15 protein-coding genes and 1 riboswitch are annotated in these 20331 nt (G+C 27.7%); of the genes, 10 read left to right on the top strand and 5 right to left on the bottom strand.

What is annotated here, in order from left to right; translation table 11 throughout:
• Positions 1-189: 189 nt before the first annotated feature.
• The gene (locus ACTG44_RS12065; RefSeq protein ID WP_479920511.1) at positions 190-2259 is read left to right on the top strand and encodes a HAMP domain-containing sensor histidine kinase; all 2070 of its coding nucleotides are present in this window, start codon (positions 190-192) and stop codon (positions 2257-2259) included.
• A 202-nt stretch (positions 2260-2461) separates the two neighbouring features.
• On the opposite strand, the gene ACTG44_RS12060 is transcribed toward ACTG44_RS12065, so the two are convergent.
• The 4 genes from ACTG44_RS12060 to ACTG44_RS12045 all read right to left on the bottom strand — a co-directional run bounded on the left by ACTG44_RS12060 (position 2462) and on the right by ACTG44_RS12045 (position 5877).
• A complete protein-coding gene (locus ACTG44_RS12060) occupies positions 2462-2788 on the bottom strand; it encodes an AzlD domain-containing protein (protein ID WP_021385118.1) in 327 nt (108 codons plus the stop codon).
• Positions 2781-3482: an AzlC family ABC transporter permease gene (locus ACTG44_RS12055; RefSeq protein WP_021385123.1), complete on the bottom strand. Its 702-nt coding sequence runs from the start codon at positions 3480-3482 to the stop codon at positions 2781-2783. Before ACTG44_RS12055 ends, ACTG44_RS12060 begins: the two co-directional genes overlap by 8 nt.
• 276 nt (positions 3483-3758) lie before the next feature.
• The gene (locus ACTG44_RS12050) at positions 3759-5144 is read right to left on the bottom strand and encodes an aminotransferase-like domain-containing protein (protein WP_479916988.1); all 1386 of its coding nucleotides are present in this window, start codon (positions 5142-5144) and stop codon (positions 3759-3761) included.
• Positions 5145-5454: 310 nt separating this feature from the next.
• Complete coding sequence (locus tag ACTG44_RS12045) at positions 5455-5877, bottom strand: DUF3284 domain-containing protein (protein WP_479920510.1); 423 nt, start codon at positions 5875-5877, stop codon at positions 5455-5457.
• A gap of 483 nt (positions 5878-6360) precedes the next feature.
• Between ACTG44_RS12045 and ACTG44_RS12040 the strand changes: the two genes are divergently transcribed.
• From ACTG44_RS12040 to ACTG44_RS12010, 7 genes are all read left to right on the top strand, one after another.
• A complete protein-coding gene (locus ACTG44_RS12040) occupies positions 6361-9264 on the top strand; it encodes a sigma 54-interacting transcriptional regulator (RefSeq protein WP_479920509.1) in 2904 nt (967 codons plus the stop codon).
• Positions 9265-9295: 31 nt separating this feature from the next.
• The gene (locus ACTG44_RS12035; protein ID WP_021385167.1) at positions 9296-9742 is read left to right on the top strand and encodes a PTS sugar transporter subunit IIA; all 447 of its coding nucleotides are present in this window, start codon (positions 9296-9298) and stop codon (positions 9740-9742) included.
• A 121-nt stretch (positions 9743-9863) separates the two neighbouring features.
• Positions 9864-10166, top strand: coding sequence for a PTS sugar transporter subunit IIB (locus tag ACTG44_RS12030; RefSeq protein WP_021385097.1), 303 nt, complete (start codon positions 9864-9866; stop codon positions 10164-10166).
• Between the two features lie 189 nt (positions 10167-10355).
• Positions 10356-11762, top strand: a complete 1407-nt coding sequence (locus tag ACTG44_RS12025) for a PTS galactitol transporter subunit IIC (protein WP_479916985.1) — start codon at positions 10356-10358, stop codon at positions 11760-11762.
• Between the two features lie 341 nt (positions 11763-12103).
• Positions 12104-13162: a galactitol-1-phosphate 5-dehydrogenase gene (locus tag ACTG44_RS12020; protein WP_021385239.1), complete on the top strand. Its 1059-nt coding sequence runs from the start codon at positions 12104-12106 to the stop codon at positions 13160-13162.
• Positions 13163-13257: 95 nt separating this feature from the next.
• Positions 13258-13944: an L-ribulose-5-phosphate 4-epimerase gene (gene araD / locus ACTG44_RS12015; RefSeq protein WP_479920508.1), complete on the top strand. Its 687-nt coding sequence runs from the start codon at positions 13258-13260 to the stop codon at positions 13942-13944.
• A gap of 17 nt (positions 13945-13961) precedes the next feature.
• The gene (locus ACTG44_RS12010; protein ID WP_479920507.1) at positions 13962-14609 is read left to right on the top strand and encodes a class II aldolase/adducin family protein; all 648 of its coding nucleotides are present in this window, start codon (positions 13962-13964) and stop codon (positions 14607-14609) included.
• Between the two features lie 151 nt (positions 14610-14760).
• On the opposite strand, the gene ACTG44_RS12005 is transcribed toward ACTG44_RS12010, so the two are convergent.
• Positions 14761-16128: an alanine/glycine:cation symporter family protein gene (locus ACTG44_RS12005; RefSeq protein WP_021385186.1), complete on the bottom strand. Its 1368-nt coding sequence runs from the start codon at positions 16126-16128 to the stop codon at positions 14761-14763.
• A gap of 186 nt (positions 16129-16314) precedes the next feature.
• Positions 16315-16403, bottom strand: a riboswitch (glycine riboswitch).
• A gap of 420 nt (positions 16404-16823) precedes the next feature.
• Between ACTG44_RS12005 and ACTG44_RS12000 the strand changes: the two genes are divergently transcribed.
• Both ACTG44_RS12000 and ACTG44_RS11995 read left to right on the top strand, forming a co-directional pair.
• A complete protein-coding gene (locus tag ACTG44_RS12000) occupies positions 16824-18944 on the top strand; it encodes a DNA topoisomerase III (RefSeq protein ID WP_021385145.1) in 2121 nt (706 codons plus the stop codon).
• A 103-nt stretch (positions 18945-19047) separates the two neighbouring features.
• Positions 19048-20301: a flagellar protein FliS gene (locus ACTG44_RS11995; protein WP_479920506.1), complete on the top strand. Its 1254-nt coding sequence runs from the start codon at positions 19048-19050 to the stop codon at positions 20299-20301.
• Positions 20302-20331: the final 30 nt, after the last annotated feature.

The following is a 20331-nucleotide window of genomic DNA, read 5'->3' as shown; positions in this document are numbered from 1 at the left end:
ACTTATAAAAGAAAAAAGTTTAATATTTAATTGCATTTTGATTTTGGTCATTTTTACATTTACACAAATGTTAGGAATTCTTATATGTTTTAACTTTTTCTCCAATAGTTTAGTTTATTCTATGGGAATTATGCTTGTATTAAATTTTATATTATATAAAATACTGACAATGTAGATGAGGTGGACAAGTTGGAAAAATATAGAGCATTAAAGTTAGTCTCATTAATCATAATATCTATCTCATTTCCATTAACTATATTGTTGGTAACAATAGGACTTGCTGAACCTAAATACAATATACAAAAAACTTCTACAAAGAATGGAATTTTTAATATATCTGATGATTTTTATGACAGTAATATGTTTGATGATGAGACAATGTTGAATTTATTATACAATTTTAAGCTATCTATGGGTATTGGGTTAAGTAGTGAAGAAAAAATAAATTATGAATACTTTTACAAAAGAGGTAAGAGTCTAGATTTAAGTAGTAGCATTTCTGGTTATAATAAAGTCATGAAGAAGGTACAAGCTTCTTCTAAATATTTAAGTTCTCTAAAAAATATAAAAATGTATATTGTAAATATAAATTCAGGCCAATTTTATACAAATACAGAATATAGTTCGTTAGAGGATTTTAAGCAAAATATTAAAGGTTATTGTGATATAGAGATAGTAAATGATGGAGAAAGAAGCTCATATACTAAAAAAATAAATGGAGAAAAATTTGAACTAAATAATGTTAGTATGGAACTAAATGGAGAAGAGGATGCTTTTGAGGTCTATGCATCTTTTCCCGAAGAACCCACTATAGATGATGGAATAGTATATACCAACTTTCAAATCTTTAAACAAGCTACAGAAAAAGTAAGATTATTTTTTGTAGCTAGTTTAAGTTTAGCAATTATATGTTTATTATCTATAATTTTATATAGTAGAATAAAATGTGAAGCTTTAAAAAGAAATAACATATTTTTATTAATATACAGTAAGATACCTATGGAATTTAATGTAATACTAGTATCTATTTCAATAGCACTTTTGATTATGTATGTTTTTAATATATCTTATGATATTTATATCATGATGTTAGCTTTTGTATCCTTATTAGTAGTATCAAACAATATATTTTTTATACATGTTCAATTGAGTTATTTGGAAAATAAAATATGCATATTTAAGTCGAGTATTATAGTAAGAGTGATTTTATGGTTAATAAAGACTGTAAAGGAGGTCATTAACGCTATAAAGAAAGTATCTTTAGCACGAAAAGTTATTATGATAGTGATAGCATCTTTAATTTTAATCATGGCAATTAGCACTCAAAGTACAAGTTTGGGATTAGTGGTTTCTATATGGATTTTTTTAGGATTTGCAATATATATAACTAAAAGACTTTCCTACCTTAGTTATGTAATAGAAGGTACCGAAAAGATAAAACAGGGCAAATTAGATTATAAGATAAAAATTACAGGAAATGATAATTTTACGTCTTTAGCTGAAAATATAAATAATATTGGAGAAGGCCTTGATAAAGCAATAGAAGAGCAAGTAAAAAGTGAAAGAATGAAGTCTGACCTTATAACAAATGTATCTCATGATTTGAAAACTCCACTTACTTCTATAATAAATTATGTAGACTTGATTAAAAAAGAGGAATCTATACAACCAGAATATATAAATGACTATATAAATGTACTTGAATCAAAGTCAAAAAGATTAAAGCTATTAATAGAAGATTTATTTGAAGCTAGTAAAGTAAGTAGTGGTAATATAGAATTACAAATTAGTAAGATTGATTTAGTGCAACTATTAAGACAAAGTATAGGTGAGCTTGAAGAAAAATTATCTAAAAGTAATTTAGATATAAAACTAAATGTTCCAAATGACAAGGTATATATATGGGCAGATGGAAGAAGAATGTATAGAGTATTTGAAAATCTTTTATCTAATATAGCTAAATATTCTTTAGAAGGAACTAGAGTTTATATTGATGTATACGATTGTGATGAAAAGGTAAAAGTAACTATGAAAAATATATCCTCTTATGAATTAAATTTTGACCCAAGTGAGATTATGGAAAGATTTAAAAGGGCAGATGAATCAAGAAATACTGAAGGTAGTGGATTAGGACTTGCCATTGCAAGAGATTTAGTAAATTTACAAGGTGGAAAATTCTATATAGAAATAGATGGAGATTTGTTTAAAGCAAATTTAGAGTTTCAAAAATATGAAGAAGAACTAACAAGTTTGGATTGAGATAATATTTGAATATAAGCATGTTTTTTATAAAGAGTATAAAAATTTTATTATAAGACATTAAAATATTGATAATAAAGGTTGAAATGTAAAAAACAGAATAGTTTTAAACTATTCTGTTTTTTACTTAAAATCGAGATAATAATAACTTAAAAATTGTAAGCATAATCTATAAAATAATTTTAAAATAGTTACTTAAAGATTATAGGATAATTCCAAATAAATATATAGATATCACACCTGTAACAATAGAAATTCCAATAGATTTAAACTTGTAAGCAACAAGAAGTACAACCAAAAAAGATATAATTTTAGGGTTTGATATAGATAAATATAAATTATCTCCATTAAAGAATACATCTTTAGCAGTCAAAGAAGTAAGTATTGCTACAGGTATAAATTTCATGATTTTTTTCAAAAACTCAGGCATTTCTTTTTTTGAGAAAATTAACATAGGAAGAACTCTTGGAAGATATGTAACAATATACATTCCAATTATAATACAAAGTATGTAATAATTATTATTCATAAGATTCCTCCTTTTTAGAGTGAGATTCTTCTATGAAGAAACCAATTAAAGATGCTAAAATTGAAGCAACTATTACTACTAAATTATTTTTAAATAATGTGTATAAGATAACCGAAATAATAATTGATGATATAAATACCACAATATAAATTTTATTTTTTATTTGAGAAACTATTAATGCTATAAACATAGAAGTCAATATGAAACCAGAAATAGAACTATCTATAGATATACTTTCTCCTAAAAATGCTCCAATAAAATTAGCTAAAACTGATGAAACTAAACAGAAGAAATTGAGATAAATTGCATTTTTATCAGACCAATTTCCAGTAGTAAATTTTTCATAATTCACTGCAAAAGTTTCATCTGTTATAGTATGGCAAAATGGCAATATAAATTTTGGGCTTTTATTTTTTATATACATATTCAAATTAGAACTCATTAAAAAATGTCTTAAATTAACAATAAATGTAGTCAAAACAATAGATGTTACACTTGCACCAGTAGAAATCATTGAAGCTGCAATAAATTGAGAGCTACCTCCAAATACTAGCGTTACCATTAGTGCTATCTGAAAAGGTGAAAGCCCAGATTTCTGTAATAGTATTCCTCCTACTATGCCTATAGGTATATAACCTAAAAATATTGGGATTGAAGCAACAAAACTTTCTCTTAATTGCTGAGATTTTTCCATGATAAATCACTCCTTTTGTTTTAATGTATTAAATATTAGTAAAACAGTAAAATAGATTGGTTGTATAATTGCAATCATACCTTAAAAATAAATTTGGATTAATATGTGGCTTACTATATAAAATTGAGTTAGTTATAAAATACTATCAAATTCTATACACTAGTTATTACAATGTAATAATCTATATTAATCTCTATAATTTAATTATTATCTGGTGTAATTTTATTGTAACAACAAAAAAAAATACACACAATTAAAATATTGTGTGCAATACAATTATCTTTTCTTCTCCAATAATCTTTTTAATACAGTAAGACCTGCTTTAAGTTCTTCTGTACTTTCTGTAGCGCATACAGCTATTCTTATTGCAGAAATAGGTTTTTCCTTTCCAACAGCAAAACGCTCAGATGCATAAACTTGTACACCTTCTTTAAGGGCTTGTATTTCAAGTTTTTCTGCCATTATATTATCAGGTAGAATCAACCATCTAAATATACACTCTTCACTTCCCAAAATATTATACTCAGATAAATACTGATTAATAATCTTGTTTCTTCTCCTTGCAGATTTGCGACGAGCATTGATTAGTTTATCAGCTTCTCCTGAACTAATCATACGATAAGCAATTTCTGTTAAAAAATAAGACTGAGATAAATTAATATTATATAATGCGCTTGATAATGCCTCTCTATACTGTTTAGGTGTAGAGATATATGCAAGGCGTAGACTAGGTGCAATAATTTTTGATAAACTCGTAATATAGATTGTTTGATTTGGTATGTAAGAAGCTACTGGATTTAAATGTGCTTCATTAAGCAAACTATGAATAGCATCTTCAATCACAATTAGATTGTATTTAGATGCAATATTTGCAATCATTTTTCGTCCACTTTGTGACATTATATGTGTAGTTGGATTTTGATAATCTGGTATTATGTATAAACCTTTGATATTCTCATTTTTGCAAGCATATAACAAGCCTTCTTCACTAATCTCTCTATTTTTTTGTTTAATTGGCACTAGTTGTATTCCAAGCATTTTAGCTGCTGTCTTTATTCCAGGATAAGTTAATGGGTCTACACCTATTTTATCTCCATGTTGAAATAGACCTGCTAAAATACCTACAATTGCATTTTGCCCACCACTTGCAGGAAGTAAGCTATCTGCTGTAGTTTCAAGACCAGCTCTATACATTAATTTGACAATAGCTTCTTTTTGCCACTTGGCACCATCTCTTTGGCCATATTGAAATATAGTTTTAAAATCTATTTCCTTAACTATATGTTTAAATAAAGTATTCATTTCTTCTAGTGTGAAATCTGGATTCATTGTGCCCATTTCAATAAATGTAATTTTATTATTGCTCGACATTAAGAATAAATTTGAACGAGTATCATAAGATACAAAGGTTCCACTTCCTGTAACTCCACTTACTAATCCTTTTTTTTCACAAATTTTAAAAGCTCTAGAGATAGTACTGACATTAACATCTAAGAAATCTGCTAATTCACGCTGTGGTGGTAATTTAGTACCTGGCAACAAAATTCCACTGTTGATGTCTTGTTCTAATTGCTCTGCAATAGCTTTATATAATATTTGTCCTTTTGAAGGTCGTTTTGGTTTCCAATTCATAGGATAATTTTCAAAAGAATTAATTGGCATAAATTTTCACCTCTTATTATTAATTTAATTACTATCTTTATCTAAAACAATGAAGTTATGTTTTTAGTTTTAGTTACTATTTGATAATTAAAAGTCACAGATTAATTATCAAATAGTTTTACAATATTCATTTTTAGTTTTATTATTAAGTTTTAGATTAAGTTAGTGTAATATAAATCATTTATAAAATATTGTATCATAAAAAGTTAGTAAGAGTTTTATATTAAAAATGATAGATGGAGCAGTCTTAAGCTAAACATTAGATTTGATGTATTAAGTATTATCCAAGAAAAGAGTACTAAATTTATATCTATAAATTAATGTTCTTATTTTCTAACTCTATTTCTAAGTTCTTGATAAATTTATTGAATTCTTCTGGATGTCTTTTTCCAAACAATACTCTTACAAGAGCTGAATTAATTTTTCCAAATAAATTTCTTTCACTTTCACTTTCAGTGAAAATAAGTTTTGTATTTTCTAAATCAATATGTATAAGTTCATATCTAGTTATAATACTTTCTCTGTTATTACTTGTTTTTATCTCATAGATTCTATTTTTTTCAAAACTAGTTATTTCAACTTTAAATCTTTTGTTATTTTTCTGTTGTACAAATGAGCCTACTGCCTTTTTTTCGCTAAAATTGGGAAAATTTAATCTTGCAGATTTTGTAAATATGTTAAATATATCTTTTGCAGAATATTTCAATAAGATTTCAGTTTTAAATGTATTCATATCGTTTTCCTCTTTGTATATAAATTTAATACTTGTAAATTAATTTTTAAGTTAAAATAGTATAGTATGCCAGATAAAAGCATGTAAAATTCATGTATATAGCTAAAATCATATGTGTATAAGATAAGCATTTATACTATTATATAAAAGTAAAATTTTAAAACAGAAAGTGCTAAAAGCATAATTTATAATAATTTTTATTGTTGAGTAGATATGTATTATTATATCTGATTGAATAAGTTTTTCAATTATAAATTTATAAATATTTTTACATTATAATTTAAATAAGGGATTAAATTATTTAAAGTTATAAATAGTCAATACATTTAGCGAATTACTAATTATACAAAATGTAAATGATTATCAAATTGTATAAATGCTAATAATGCCTAGTTATTTACAGGGTTTAAATGTCTAAAAATATTAAATTAAGTATGGCATGATAGTTGCTTATATAATTTATTAAGAAAGGAGTTATTAAGCATGGAGTTGAGAGATAAACTTGTAAACATCATAAATACAGAAAATAAAAAAGACCCATTAACAGATGTTCAAATAGCAAAGTTTTTAAGTACAACTAGAGAGAATATAACTAATTTAAGAAAAGAGCTTAATATAAGTAATTCAAGGCAAAGAAGATATCCTTATCTAAAGTCAGCAATTTCAGCTATATTACAAAAAAATAAAAATATTTCTATATCAGAAATTACAAGAGAATTGATGGCAGAAGGTTTTAATATATCAAGAAGAGTTGTAGAGGAACTTTTACCTAAAGAAAGTTTGGAAATGGATGTGGTAGAAGTACCTAAAGAAGAATCAAGCGATTCCTTTGAAACTCTAATAGGAAGTAATGGGAGTCTTAAAAATGCTGTAGAACAGGCTAAATCTGCTATATTGTATCCTCCTAAGGGCTTACCTACATTGATTGTAGGAGAAAGTGGAGTTGGTAAAAGTTTATTTTCTAAACATATGTATGAGTTTGCAAAGAAGAAAAAGGTAATAAAAGAAAGTTCAAATTTTGTTGTATTTAATTGTGCTGATTATAGTGACAATCCACAATTATTGTTATCTTTATTATTTGGATATAAAAAAGGTGCATTTACAGGAGCAGAGTATGATACACCAGGTCTTGTAGAAGAAGCTGATGAAGGAGTTTTATTCTTAGATGAAATACACAGATTGCCTCCAAAGGGTCAAGAAATACTATTTTCTATATTGGACAGAGGTAAATTTAGAAGATTAGGTGAATCCAATGCTGAAAGGAAAGTAAGTATTATGTTGATTGGAGCTACTACTGAAAATGTAGAGACTAATTTATTATTGACATTCAGAAGAAGAATACCAATGCTAATAACTTTGCCACCATTACATGATAGACTGCTAAAAGAGAAAATAGACCTTATATATAATATCTTTCAACAAGAGTGTAATAGAATAAATGCGAAAATATTTGTAGATAAAAATGTGATTGAAATACTTGCACTAAAAAAGTTTAGTGGAAACATAGGGCAATTACAAAATATGATTCAGGTTCTTTGTGCAAGGGCTTTTATGAAGTTTATAAATTCCAAAGATGAAGATAAAGAATCAATAGTAGTAGTAGATATAAATGAGGTTCTAAAACTTAAGGATTCTTTTAAAGATGCAGCATTTCAAGAGATTGAATATACAGAAATAAGAAAATATTTAAAAAATGCCATATTTATACCATTTAATTTAGATGAATCCTCATCAAAGGGAAATCTTTTGAGTGAGGAGTATATATTACCAGAAGATATATACAAAACAATTGAAAAAAAATATTATGATTTAAAATCTCTAGATATTGAAGATATAGATATAGAAAATATTTTATGGACTTTTATTTTAAATAGATTTGCTGATTTAAAGTTCAATCTTAATAGTGATGAAGAGCTTTTTTCAATGAGTGATTTAAATAGTTTTGTAAGTGATAATTTAGTCAAATTAGTTAAAGAGCTTATGAATGATATAGTTGAAAAAAATATTAGCTTAGAAGTAAATAAAAATATGTTCAAATATCTAGCAATACACTTAGAAGAAGCTATAAAAAGAATTAAGCTAAATCAAAAAATAATAAATGTAAATTTAGAAAAAATAAGAAGTGATTTTTCAAAAGAATATGAAATTGGTAAAAGTTTTGCAATAAGAATTGAAGAATCAGTTGGTATTAAGATTCCAGATGATGAAGTTGGATTTATAACACTCTATATAAAGTCAGCTCTAAAAAATGAAGTAAAAAAAGATAAAGTAGGATTAATAATAATTTCTCATGGACGTATAGCTACAGAGACTGTAAATGTGGTTAAAGAACTTTTAGGAGTAAAGTTTCCTGTAGCTATAGATATGCCTTTAAATGAAAAACCAATAAATATATACAATAAGGCCGTAGAATTATCAAAAATAATAGACCAAGGAAAAGGAATATTATTTTTGGTAGATATTGGTTCACTTACAAACATAGGGCAAATAGTAAATAAGAGAACTAATATAAATACTAAAACTATTGATAGAGTAGACTTATTAATGGCATTAGAAGCAGCTAGAAAGGTTTCTATGGGAGATGAAGAATTAGATGAAATGTTTTTTTCTCTGTTAAAAGATAGGATGGGATATAACTATGAGTTGGAAAAACACATAGATAAAACAAATGCAATTGTAACCTTGTGTCTTACTGGAGAAGGAACTGCCAAGTATATAAGTAAAACATTAGAAGAAAAGTATGATAATACTAAATGTTATCAAATGAGTGCATTGGATGAAAATTTATTTTGTAAAATTGAAAATTTAAAGGAGACAAACAATATATTAGCTATTGTTGGGACAATAAATCCTAAGATACCAGGTATAAATTTTATCCCATATAATAAGGAACTTTTCAAAAATTTAGATATATACTTATCAAACTCAAAAAAACAAGAAGAGAAACCAATTAAAGCGTATGAAAGAATGCTTGATGAGGATTTAGTAATTTTTGAACCAGATATATATTTTAAAAAGGATTTATTAGAGTATATATGCTCAATTCTTATAAATAAAGGATATGTAGAAAAAGATTATTTGGATTCTGTTTTACATAGAGAAGAAATGCTTCCAACATATTCTAAAGGAGCTATAGGAGTACCTCATGGAGATTCCTCTACTGTAAATAGCACAAGGTTTGTTTTTGTTAAACTAAAAAATCCTATTGATTGGAGTGTAGGGAATATAAATTTTATATTTATGCCAGTTTTTAAGACTAATGATAAAGACATTGTTAAAAATGTCCTTGAGATATTAAAAGATGAAGAATTTATGAATAATGCTAAGCAGTGTTTTAATAAAGATGATTTCAGAAATATTATATTGGATAAATTTAAACATCTGTAGCTACAGCAAAAAATTGAGAGGAGTTAGGGTAATGAATGTAGATTTAATATCATTAGGCCTAGAATCTAATGATTATGAAAGTGTTATTAAAGAATTAGGAAATAAAATGTACCAAAAAAAATACGTAAAAAACACATACATAAGTGCTGTATTAGAAAGGGAAAAGACATTACCAACAGGTCTTGATATTGGCGAAATGTGTGTTGCTATTCCACACACAGATTCAAAACATATAAATGAATCCAATGTAGCTGTAGGTATATTGAAAAAACCAGTAAAGTTTAATTCAATGATAGACCCAACAGATAGACTAGATGTAGAACTTGTATTCTTATTAGCAGTAAAGAATCCAGATTCACAAGTAAAACTGTTAAAAGATTTAATGTCAGTTTTTCAAAATATAAAACTATTAAAAAGCATAAAAAATGCATCAACAAAAGAAGAAGTAGCTCAATTATTGGATTTTATAGAATTATAGTGGAAGTCTATTCTAGAAATGAAAATGAAAATTTAAATAATCAAAAGTAAGTATCATTTTTTAAATCAATTTAATCTATATAAAATAGAAACTTAAATTATAAAATTAGGAGGAAATTATTATGAAACAATTCAACGTATTATCAGTTTGTGGTTCAGGAACAGTTACATCATCAATGGTGGCAGGAAAATTAAAAGAAGTATTAGGGAGTAAGGGAATTTCTATTACAACAACAGAAGCTAGACCAACAGAAGCACTAAATTTGGCACAATCAGGAAGATTTGATTTTATAACATTTACCAGCCCACTTCAAACAGGTGATTATGGAATACCAACTATAAATGCATTTGCTTGCTTAACTGGTATAGGTGAAGATGCATTTTTTGAAGAGGTTTTAAGTGTTATTGAAGGAATAAACAAGTAATACTTGGGAGTGAATTATAGTATTTAAATCTATGATTTAGATACTATAATTAGTCTAAAACTTAATTAAATACCTATAAATAAACTGTTTTTTATATATTGTTGTAAATGAAAAACAACAGAAAAAAAGATAGGCATTTAAAAGTTATTTAATGAATCTGATAAGTATTTATAAATAGGAGGATAAAAGATGTTAGAATTTATGAAATCTATAATCGATACATTTGGTTCTGCAATTATAGTTCCAATTATAATATTCATAATAGCAAAGATATTTAAAGTGACTACTAAGAAATCGTTTCTTTCTGCGGTATATGCAGGAGTTGCTTTACAAGGTTTTACACTGATATTAAATTCTTTTACACCAATAATAACACCAGTTATTAATAGAATGGTTGAAGGTTCAGGAGTAAATCTACCAGTTTTCGATGTAGGCTGGCAAGCTACATCATTGGTTGCATTTTCAACAAGTGCAGGAATGATATATTTAGGGCTTGGAATATTATTACAAACAATTTTATTTTTAATAAAATGGACAGACGTATTTCAGCCCTCAGATTTGTGGAATAATTACTCATATATGGTATGGGGAGCAATGGTTATAGGAGTAACAGGAAATTTTCCTTTGGGTATAGGTTGTATGGTTTTATTAAATTTATATAGTTTATTAATATCAGAATTAGTTGCAAAGAGATGGTCTAGTTACTATAGATATCCTAATTGTACAATAATAGCCATGCATAATGTTGAAGCTTCCGTATTTGCAGTGTTTGCAGACCCTATATACAATAAATTGGGATTAAACAAAATTAAGTTAAATCCTAAAGAATTAGAGAAAAAACTAGGATTTTTAGGTGAACCAATTACTTTAGGCCTTTTTTTAGGTATGTTTATTGGTATATTAGGTAATATGACAAGAATAACTACTATGGAAGCTTGGGGAGAAATAATGAAAGTGGGGATATCTACAAGTGCTGTTATGGCAATTTTCCCTAAAGTAGCAAGTATGTTTGCTCAGGCATTTGCACCTATAACAGAAGCTGCTAGAAAAATTATGCAAAAAGCTGGAAATCGTGAGTGGTATATAGCAGTAAATGATGCTGTTGGATATGGGGAACCAGCAACTCTAATATCAGGTCTTATCTTAATACCAATAATGCTTGTAGTAGCTATGATACTTCCTGGTAATAAGGTATTACCAGTTGTAGATTTATTGGCAATTCCATATATGGTACAAGGGCTAGTTGCTATACATAATGGTAATATCCCAAAAGTGTTAGTTTCAGGTATAATTTGGTTTGGTCTAGGATTATATATTTGCACATCTACAGCACCATTATTTACAGACATGGCTACAGGTATAGGGGTTGCTATACCAGCAGGGGCAATGTTAATAACAAGTTTCAATATATTAGGGAAACCTTTAATGGGATTAGTTTTCTTTGCATTTTTAAGTTCAAACCCAATTTATATAGGTCTTGCAGTTGTAAGTTACTTTATTTTATGGGCATTATTTAGAAAAAATAAAACAAGTATACTTGATTATTTAGAAAAACAAGCACTTAAAAATGTTGCAGAAGATTCTGTCGCAGTTTAAATTTATAAGTAATAAGAGAATAATAACTAAAGGAGTTTATAGCTGATTTTATATAAGTATCAGAGAATATTTGATAAGTATTTAAATGAAATATAGATTCCTTTTTATTTTGTATATATTTATAATTTACTGTATTCTTATAGTCGACTTTTTAAAATTTGTTTTACTATTTAAAACATACTCTTTTATGTTTATACAATAATGTAATTTGATTTTATAAAATGTAATTCATATTAACAAAACACTTTGTATATAAGGTATTTGCTTGAATAAACTATTTGTTTTTTGTATGGCATAGATATTGCTATATATAAGTATATAGCATGAAAGGAGATATTTATATGGCAGATAAAATGAGAGCATCAGTATTATACAATGTAGGTGATGTTAGATATGAAATGGTTGATATACCAGAAATAGCAGAGAAAGAAGTACTTGTAAATGTAAAGTATGTTGGAATATGTGGTTCGGATTTACCTAGGTCTATGGTAAGTGGTCTGAGTGGAAATACGGCTTACCCACTAATTTTAGGTCATGAATTTTCTGGAGAAGTTGCTAAAGTTGGACACAGAGTAAAAAATGTTAGGGTAGGAGATAGAGTAACTGTTGCCCCATTAGTACCTTGTAAAAAATGTGATTACTGTAAAAATGGTAATTTTGGTTTGTGTGATGATTACAATATAATTGGTACGAGAGTGAATGGAGCATTGGCAGAGTATGTGAGAGTACCTGAAGAACACATTTTAAAATTACCAGATACACTGGATTATGAAACTGCTGCTGGAATTGAACCAGCAACTATAGCTTATCATGGAATTTCAAAGTCGGATATTAACGTAGGAGATAGTGTAGTTGTGTTAGGATGTGGTCCAATAGGTCAGTTTACTATACAATGGGCAAAGGTCTTTGGTGCATCTAAAATTATAGCTATTGATATTTTTGATGAAAAGTTAGAACTTTCTAAATCTCTAGGGGCAAATTATACATTGAATTCAAAAGAAGTAAATGTAATTAAAGAAATAAAAAAAATAACAAATGAGGGTGCTGATGTTGTTATAGAAACTGCTGGTAGTAGGTTTACACAAGAGCAATCTTTGCTCATAGCAAAAAAAAGAGGAAAAATAGTCTTTGTGGGAATATCACACACAGAACTACCACTTAGTGTAGAAGCTACTGAGTGTATATTACGTGGAGAACTTACTTTGCAAGGTTCTTGGAATTCATATACAAGTCCTTATCCTGGAAGGGCGTGGACAGCAACATTGGATTTTATGGAAAAGGGTGATATTGTTTTTACACCAATGATTTCACACAAAATAGGTCTTAATGAAGTAGGAGACTTTTTAAGCAAAATGAGCAAGAGAGAGATTAATTTCAATAAAATCCTAGTAGAAATATAAACATTAAACAAATATAAAAAATAATTAAACTCTATAATTCGAATATTAGATAAAATAAAAATAATTTTTCTAAACAAACTATAGGAGGAAGAAAAATGTTAGAAAGTTTAAAAGAAGAGGTATTAAAAGCAAATTTAGAATTACCTGCAAAAGGGCTAATTACTTATACTTGGGGAAATGTAAGTGGCATAGACAGAGAAAAAGGATTGGTAGTGATAAAACCAAGTGGTGTAGAGTACAGTAGTATGACTGTAGAAGATATGGTAGTTGTTGATTTAGAAGGAAATATAATTGATGGTAAATTAAAACCGTCCTCAGATACTCCTACTCATCTCGTTTTATATAAAGAGTTTGAAGAATTAGGAGGAATAGTACATACACATTCAAGTTGGGCAACGATTTGGGCTCAGATAGGAAAATCTATACCAGCATGTGGTACTACTCATGCAGATTATTTTTATGGAAGTATACCATGTACCAGAAAAATGATTAGAGAAGAAATTTGCAATGATTATGAAAAGGAAACTGGAAATGTAATTGTTGAAGAATTTATAGGTAAAAATCCAATTTATTGTCCAGGAATAATTGTGAATGACCATGGTCCTTTTACATGGGGTAAAAATGCAAAAGAGGCTGTACATAATGCAGTAGTTTTGGAAGAAGTTGCAAAAATGGCCTATTATACAGAATTAATGAGTCCTGACGATATTATGGATAAAGTGCTTATGAATAAACATTTTTCGAGAAAACATGGAAAAAATGCATACTATGGTCAAAAATGATTATCTGGAGGTAAATTATGCTGGAGTCTTTAAAGGTCAAAATTGTGGAAATAGCAATTAAAGCAGAACATTATGGTTTATGTAAAGAAAAGGCTGGTAATTTTAGTATTAGAGATAGAGAGAGTGGATATGTTCTTATAACACCTTCAGGTATAGGGAGAGAAGAATTGAAAATAGAGCATATTTGTGTGTTGGATTTAGATGGTAATGTAATAGAAGTCAAGAAGGGTATTAAACCGAGTAGTGAAGCATTGATGCATATTGAAATATATAAAGTAAGAGACAATGTAAATGCTATATCACATACTCACTCTTTATATGCAACATCATTTTCGGTAGCAAAGAAACCTATTATACCAATTGTATATGAATCTGTTAATTATGGTGGTTATGTGCATATTGCTCCATATGAGAGACCAGGAACTTTGAAACTAGCTAAAAACGTTTCAAAATTATTGCTAGATACAGATGCATGTTTATTAGAAAGACATGGATTAACAACTGTAGGTAATGACTTAGAAGAGGCATTTTTAAAATCAAGATATGTAGAAGATGTAGCAGAAATATATTATAGGTCTTTAATGTTAAATCAGTTTAAGGAGCCTGAAGTATTAGATATTGATGAATTTAAATCATGGGAATATCCAGAAGAAGTAAAATTTTAATATAGATAATTTACATTAAAAAGATTAATTAAAGTCTAGATATGCTATTTATATGAATTAGTATTTTTTGTAAATATATTTAGTATACTTTTTAAACAAATATAGAATTCCAGAGTCATATAAATTTGACTTGGAATTCTATATTTTTTATTTATGCATTATTTTTTAGCTGGTTTTCTGGCGAATTTATATATTCAAAGTATTTTTTTGTTTCAGACACTATTATCGGAGATAGTGCAAGTAAAGCTATTAGGTTAGGTATTGCCATAAGTCCATTTACAATATCGGCAATTATCCAAACAACTTCTAATTTTAAGAATGCACCTAAAAGTACCATAGCGACAAATACAGTTCTATATCCATTCATACCTTTTACACCAAATAGGAATTCAAAGCATCTTTCTCCATAATAACTCCAACCTAAAATTGTAGTAAATGCAAATAATGTCAAACTAACTGTAAGTAATATTGGTCCAAATGTAGGAATTGCTCCATTAAAAGCTGCTTGTGTCATAACAGCTCCATTAAGGTCAGAACACCATACTCCTGAAATAACAAGAGAGAATCCAGTAAGTGTACAGATTATAATAGTATCTATAAAAGTACCTGTCATAGATATAAGACCTTGTTCTGCTGGCCATTCAGTTTTAGCCGCAGCTGCAGCTATTGGAGCACTACCTAGACCAGATTCGTTTGAAAATACACCACGAGCTATACCATTTCTAATAGCCAGTGAAATAGTTGCTCCTAGGAAACCACCAGTTGCAGCAGTAGTTGTAAAAGCACTTTTAATTATTAACATAAAAGTTTCTGGTATCTTGTTCCAAAAAGATATTAAAATGATTCCACAGATTACAATGTATATAACAGCCATAAAAGGTACTATCTTAGTAGCTACATTAGATATACTTTTAAGACCTCCAAATACGACTAACGCTACAAATACTGCTAATATAACACCTGTGATTCTAGGGTCTACACCAAAGCTGCTATTTATCGCATCTGTTATTGAATTTACTTGGGTAAAAGTACCTATTCCTAAAAGTGCAACCAATATACCACTTATAGCGAAAAATATTGCAAGAGGTCTCCATTTTTCACCCATACCATTTACTATGTAATACATTGGTCCACCAGATACTTGACCATTTTTGTCTTTAGTTCTATATTTTATTGCAAGAACACCTTCTGAATACTTAGTAGCCATTCCAAAGAATGCTGCTATCCACATCCAAAAAAGAGCACCAGGTCCACCAGCTTTAATAGCTGTAGCAACACCAACAATATTACCAGTACCAACTGTAGCAGCTAGTGCAGTACATAAGGCTGCAAAACTTGAAACATCACCACTACCTTTGTTTTCAGCAGAGAAGATTAATTTAAGAGCTCTTGGAAGTTTAGTTATTTGTATAACTCCAAGTTTAACAGTAAGTAATATACCAGTACCAACTAGTAGTACTAGCAAGGGTGGTCCCCAAATAAAAGCATCAACTTTGTTTAAAATATCAATTAGATTCATAAAAACACTCCCTCATTTTTTTGCTTTGTACAATCAATAGAATTTTTAATGAAGTAATTGACAGGAAATAAGTATAATTTATTATAATTTCTAGTGTAATAAAAAAAGCTAAATCTAAAAAAGATTCAGCTCTGGATATACACTAATTAGCAACCAAAATAAAAGTATTAATAATACTGATTTTGGTAGATAATCCCTGTCCTTTTGCCTGAGAGATTGAGCATAAAAGCCTTGCCCCTTCGGCGCCCATAATGGGTCTCTCCAGAGTTCCGTAAATTTTACAGTCCTACTTTTAAAAAGTACCTGAGAGTGTTACTCCTTCGGTGTGCTATATAGCAACTCTTCTATAAAATCTTAACCGGATATTGATTTGTCATAGCTTATTGTATTAATAATATTAATATAAGTTTTTATGTTTTGTCAACTGAAAAATTAAAAAACAGTAAAAAAATATAAAAATGTAAGTCTAATTACGAATTATAAATTTAAAAATATAAGTAATATACGTGAAAATGGATATCGTAATAAGCATACAAATTAGGCATAAAACAAGTTTTAAATAAAAAAATCTTAAATAATTAATTAGATATGATTAAATTATGGTAATATTATAGTTACGATATTAAGAAAGGTTCTATTTATTTAGATTTTAAGTGTAATATGAGATTGAATATAGAGAAAGGAAGTATTTTTAGATGGGAAAAGTATTAGTACTAGCAGAAAAACCTTCTGTTGGAAGAGATATAGCAAAAGTTTTGGGTTCAAAAAATGAAAAAAATGGGTATATAGAGGGTCCAAAGTATGTGGTTACTTGGGCATTAGGCCATTTGGTTACGCTTGCCGACCCTGAAAGTTATGGAGAAAAATATAAATCATGGAGCTTAGAAGACTTGCCAATACTTCCTAAGCACCTAAAGACTGTTGTAATAAAAAAGAGTGGAAAACAGTTTAATACAGTCAAAGCTCAAATGAATAGAAATGATATAGATGAAATAGTTATAGCAACAGATGCAGGTCGTGAGGGAGAGCTTGTAGCAAGATGGATAATAGAAAAATCACAAGTAAAAAAGCCTCTAAAACGTCTTTGGATTTCATCAAGTACAGATAAAGCGATAAAAGAAGGTTTTGCAAAATTAAAAAATGGAAAAGAATATGAAAATCTATATCATTCAGCAATAGCACGAGCAGAAGCTGACTGGATTATTGGAATAAATGCAACTAGAGCTTTGACAACAAAGTATAATGCACAACTTTCTTGTGGAAGAGTTCAGACACCTACTCTTGCTATGTTACTTAAGAGAGAAGAGGAAATAAGAAATTTTAAATCAAAAGAGTATTATGGAATAGAGTTAATTGCTACAAAGGGAAATTCAGATATAAAGTTTATTTGGAGTGATAAAAATAATAACTCTTCAACATTTAGTAAAGAAAAGATAGAGTCTATATTAAAAAAGGTTAAAAATTTAGATATAAAAATATCTGAAGTAAGCAAATCGTATAAGAAAAAATATTCACCTGCATTATATGATTTAACAGAGTTGCAAAGAGATGCAAATAAAATGTTTGGATTCTCAGCAAAAGAAACTTTATCTATAATGCAAAAACTATATGAGCATCATAAAGTACTTACTTATCCTAGAACTGATTCTAGATATTTAACATCAGATATTGTTGGAACATTAAAAGACAGGATAAAAGCTGTAAATGTTAGTGATTATTCAAAAATATGTAATAAATTATTAAAAAGCAATATTACAGCTAATAAATCTTTTGTTGATAATTCAAAGGTAACAGACCATCATGCAATAATACCAACAGAGCAGAAGGTATTTATGAGTGATTTTAGTGATAAAGAGCGAAAAATATATAATCTTGTAGTAAAAAGATTTTTAGCAGTATTGTCTCCTCCTTTTGAATATGAACAGACAACTATAAATGCAAATGTAGAAGGAGAAGTATTTAAAGCGAAGGGAAACAAAGTAATCAATTTAGGTTGGAAGGAAAGCTATAAGGATATTGAGGATGAAGATGTGTATGAAAGTATCCCAAATGTTTTAGAAAAGGATGTACTTAAAGTTAAGGAACTAAAGATGACTTCAGGTAAAACAAATCCACCTCCATACTTAAATGAGGGGACACTATTAACAGCTATGGAAAAAAATGGGCTTGGCACAGTTGCTACAAGAGCAGATATAATAGAAAAATTATTCAATTCATTTTTAATGGAAAAGAAAAATAAAGATATATATATAACATCAAAAGGTAGACAATTATTAGATTTAGTTCCAGTAGATTTGAAAACACCAGAACTTACAGCTTCATGGGAAAAAAAATTGCTGGAGATTTCAAAGGGAAAACTTAATAAAAATACATTTATAAATGACATGAAAGATTATTCAAAAGACATTGTCTTAGAAGTAAAAAATAGTGCTAATAAATTTAAGCATGACAACTTAACTAAAAATAGATGTCCAGAATGTGGTAAATTCATGCTAGAGGTAAATGGTAAGAAAGGTAAAATGTTGATTTGTGAAGATAGAGAATGTAATACTAGAAAAACTATATCACAAGTAACTAATTCAAGATGTCCTAATTGTCATAAAAAATTAGAACTTCGTGGAGAAGGAGAGGGAAGAGTCTTCACTTGTAGTTGTGGATATAGAGAAAAAATGTCATCTTTCAATAAAAGAAAGCAGGAAGAAAAAAAGAAAGCATCAAAAAAAGATGTAAATCAATACTTAAAAAATCAAAACAAAAATCAAGAAACATTTAACAATCCATTTGCAGAAGCACTAGCTAAATTGAAAAATAAATAATTTTTATGTTATTATTATACACAATTAGAACTTTAACTATATATTAGTTATATGTACTGATATAATATAGTGTATAATTTAGGCATGAAAGTAGGGCTGTTGAATGGATTTGAATGAAATATTTGAATATTATTGTAAAAAATGTGAGAATACATGGAATAATTCAAGTGTTGAATTATCTGAGAATATAGAAATATATAGTAAAAATTCGCAAAAAAAGAGTGAAAAAGAACTGGATAAATTGATAGATACATTAGCACTTCACTTAGAAAAATATCCAAGTGATTTTGTATTAAGAAGAATGTGGGTAAAAAAAGGTGAGGTTTTCTTACAAAAAACCTTAGAAAAAGAAAATATCTTTAAGTTGGAAAAAATGGATATTGAAGATAGAAAAAAATTTTTAGATATAACAAAACAGTTTATTAGAGATGCCAGAGAATTTGATGATGCTTTGCCTGTAGGTGATATTATGCAAGCTATGAGAAATGTATGGATTTCAAATGCATTACAATTATTGTTTGGTAAAGAAGTCTATTATTCTAAAGCCAACTTTGCATATAGCATGTTATATCCATATACAGATAATTATTTAGATGATACAAATATAAATGAAACTGATAAAGTTTTATTTAATAGCTGGTTAAAAAAAAGGCTACTGGGAGAAAAAATTAAAACTAATAATCATCATGAAAGTAAAGTATCTCAAATGATAGACTATATTGAAAGTGTTTATCCTAGAGAAAAATTTAAAGAAGTCTATGAGTCACTATTATTAATATTTAAAAGTCAAGTGAAGAGTTTAAGACAACAAGATATAGAAAGCTATCTGTGTAAAGAAGAATTATTATCCATTTCTATTGAAAAAGGTGGTTCCTCTGTTTTAGTAGATGGATACTTAATAAGCGGACTGATGACAAAGGAAGAAGTAGAGTTTTGCATTGGATATGGTTTTTTATTACAGATATCAGATGACTTACAGGATATAAAAGAAGATTTAAAATACAATCATAAAACTGTTATGACAGAAACAGCAAAAAATGGAACTTTAGATAAAATTGCAAATAAATTAATAAATTTTACTATTGAATTAATAGATAGTTTTAAAATTAATGATAAAAATGAATCTGTAATAAGTATGGTAAAGAACGATTGCTTAATGTTGATTTTATTTTCTGTAGTATATAATGCTGAATTTTTTTCTAAAGAATATATAAAAGAAATAGAGAAATTTATTCCATATACAATATCTTATTCATTAGATATTAAAGAAAAAATAAAGAAAAAATTTAAAAATGTAGATGTTTTAAATAATGAAAATGAATATAAAGAAATGATTGATATTATCTGTAAAGATTAGAAAAAAGAGGCTGTCTCAAAATAGAGATAT

The organism is Clostridioides sp. LIBA-2809 (assembly GCF_056688965.1).
This window is presented reverse-complemented; position numbering and strand designations above follow the sequence as displayed.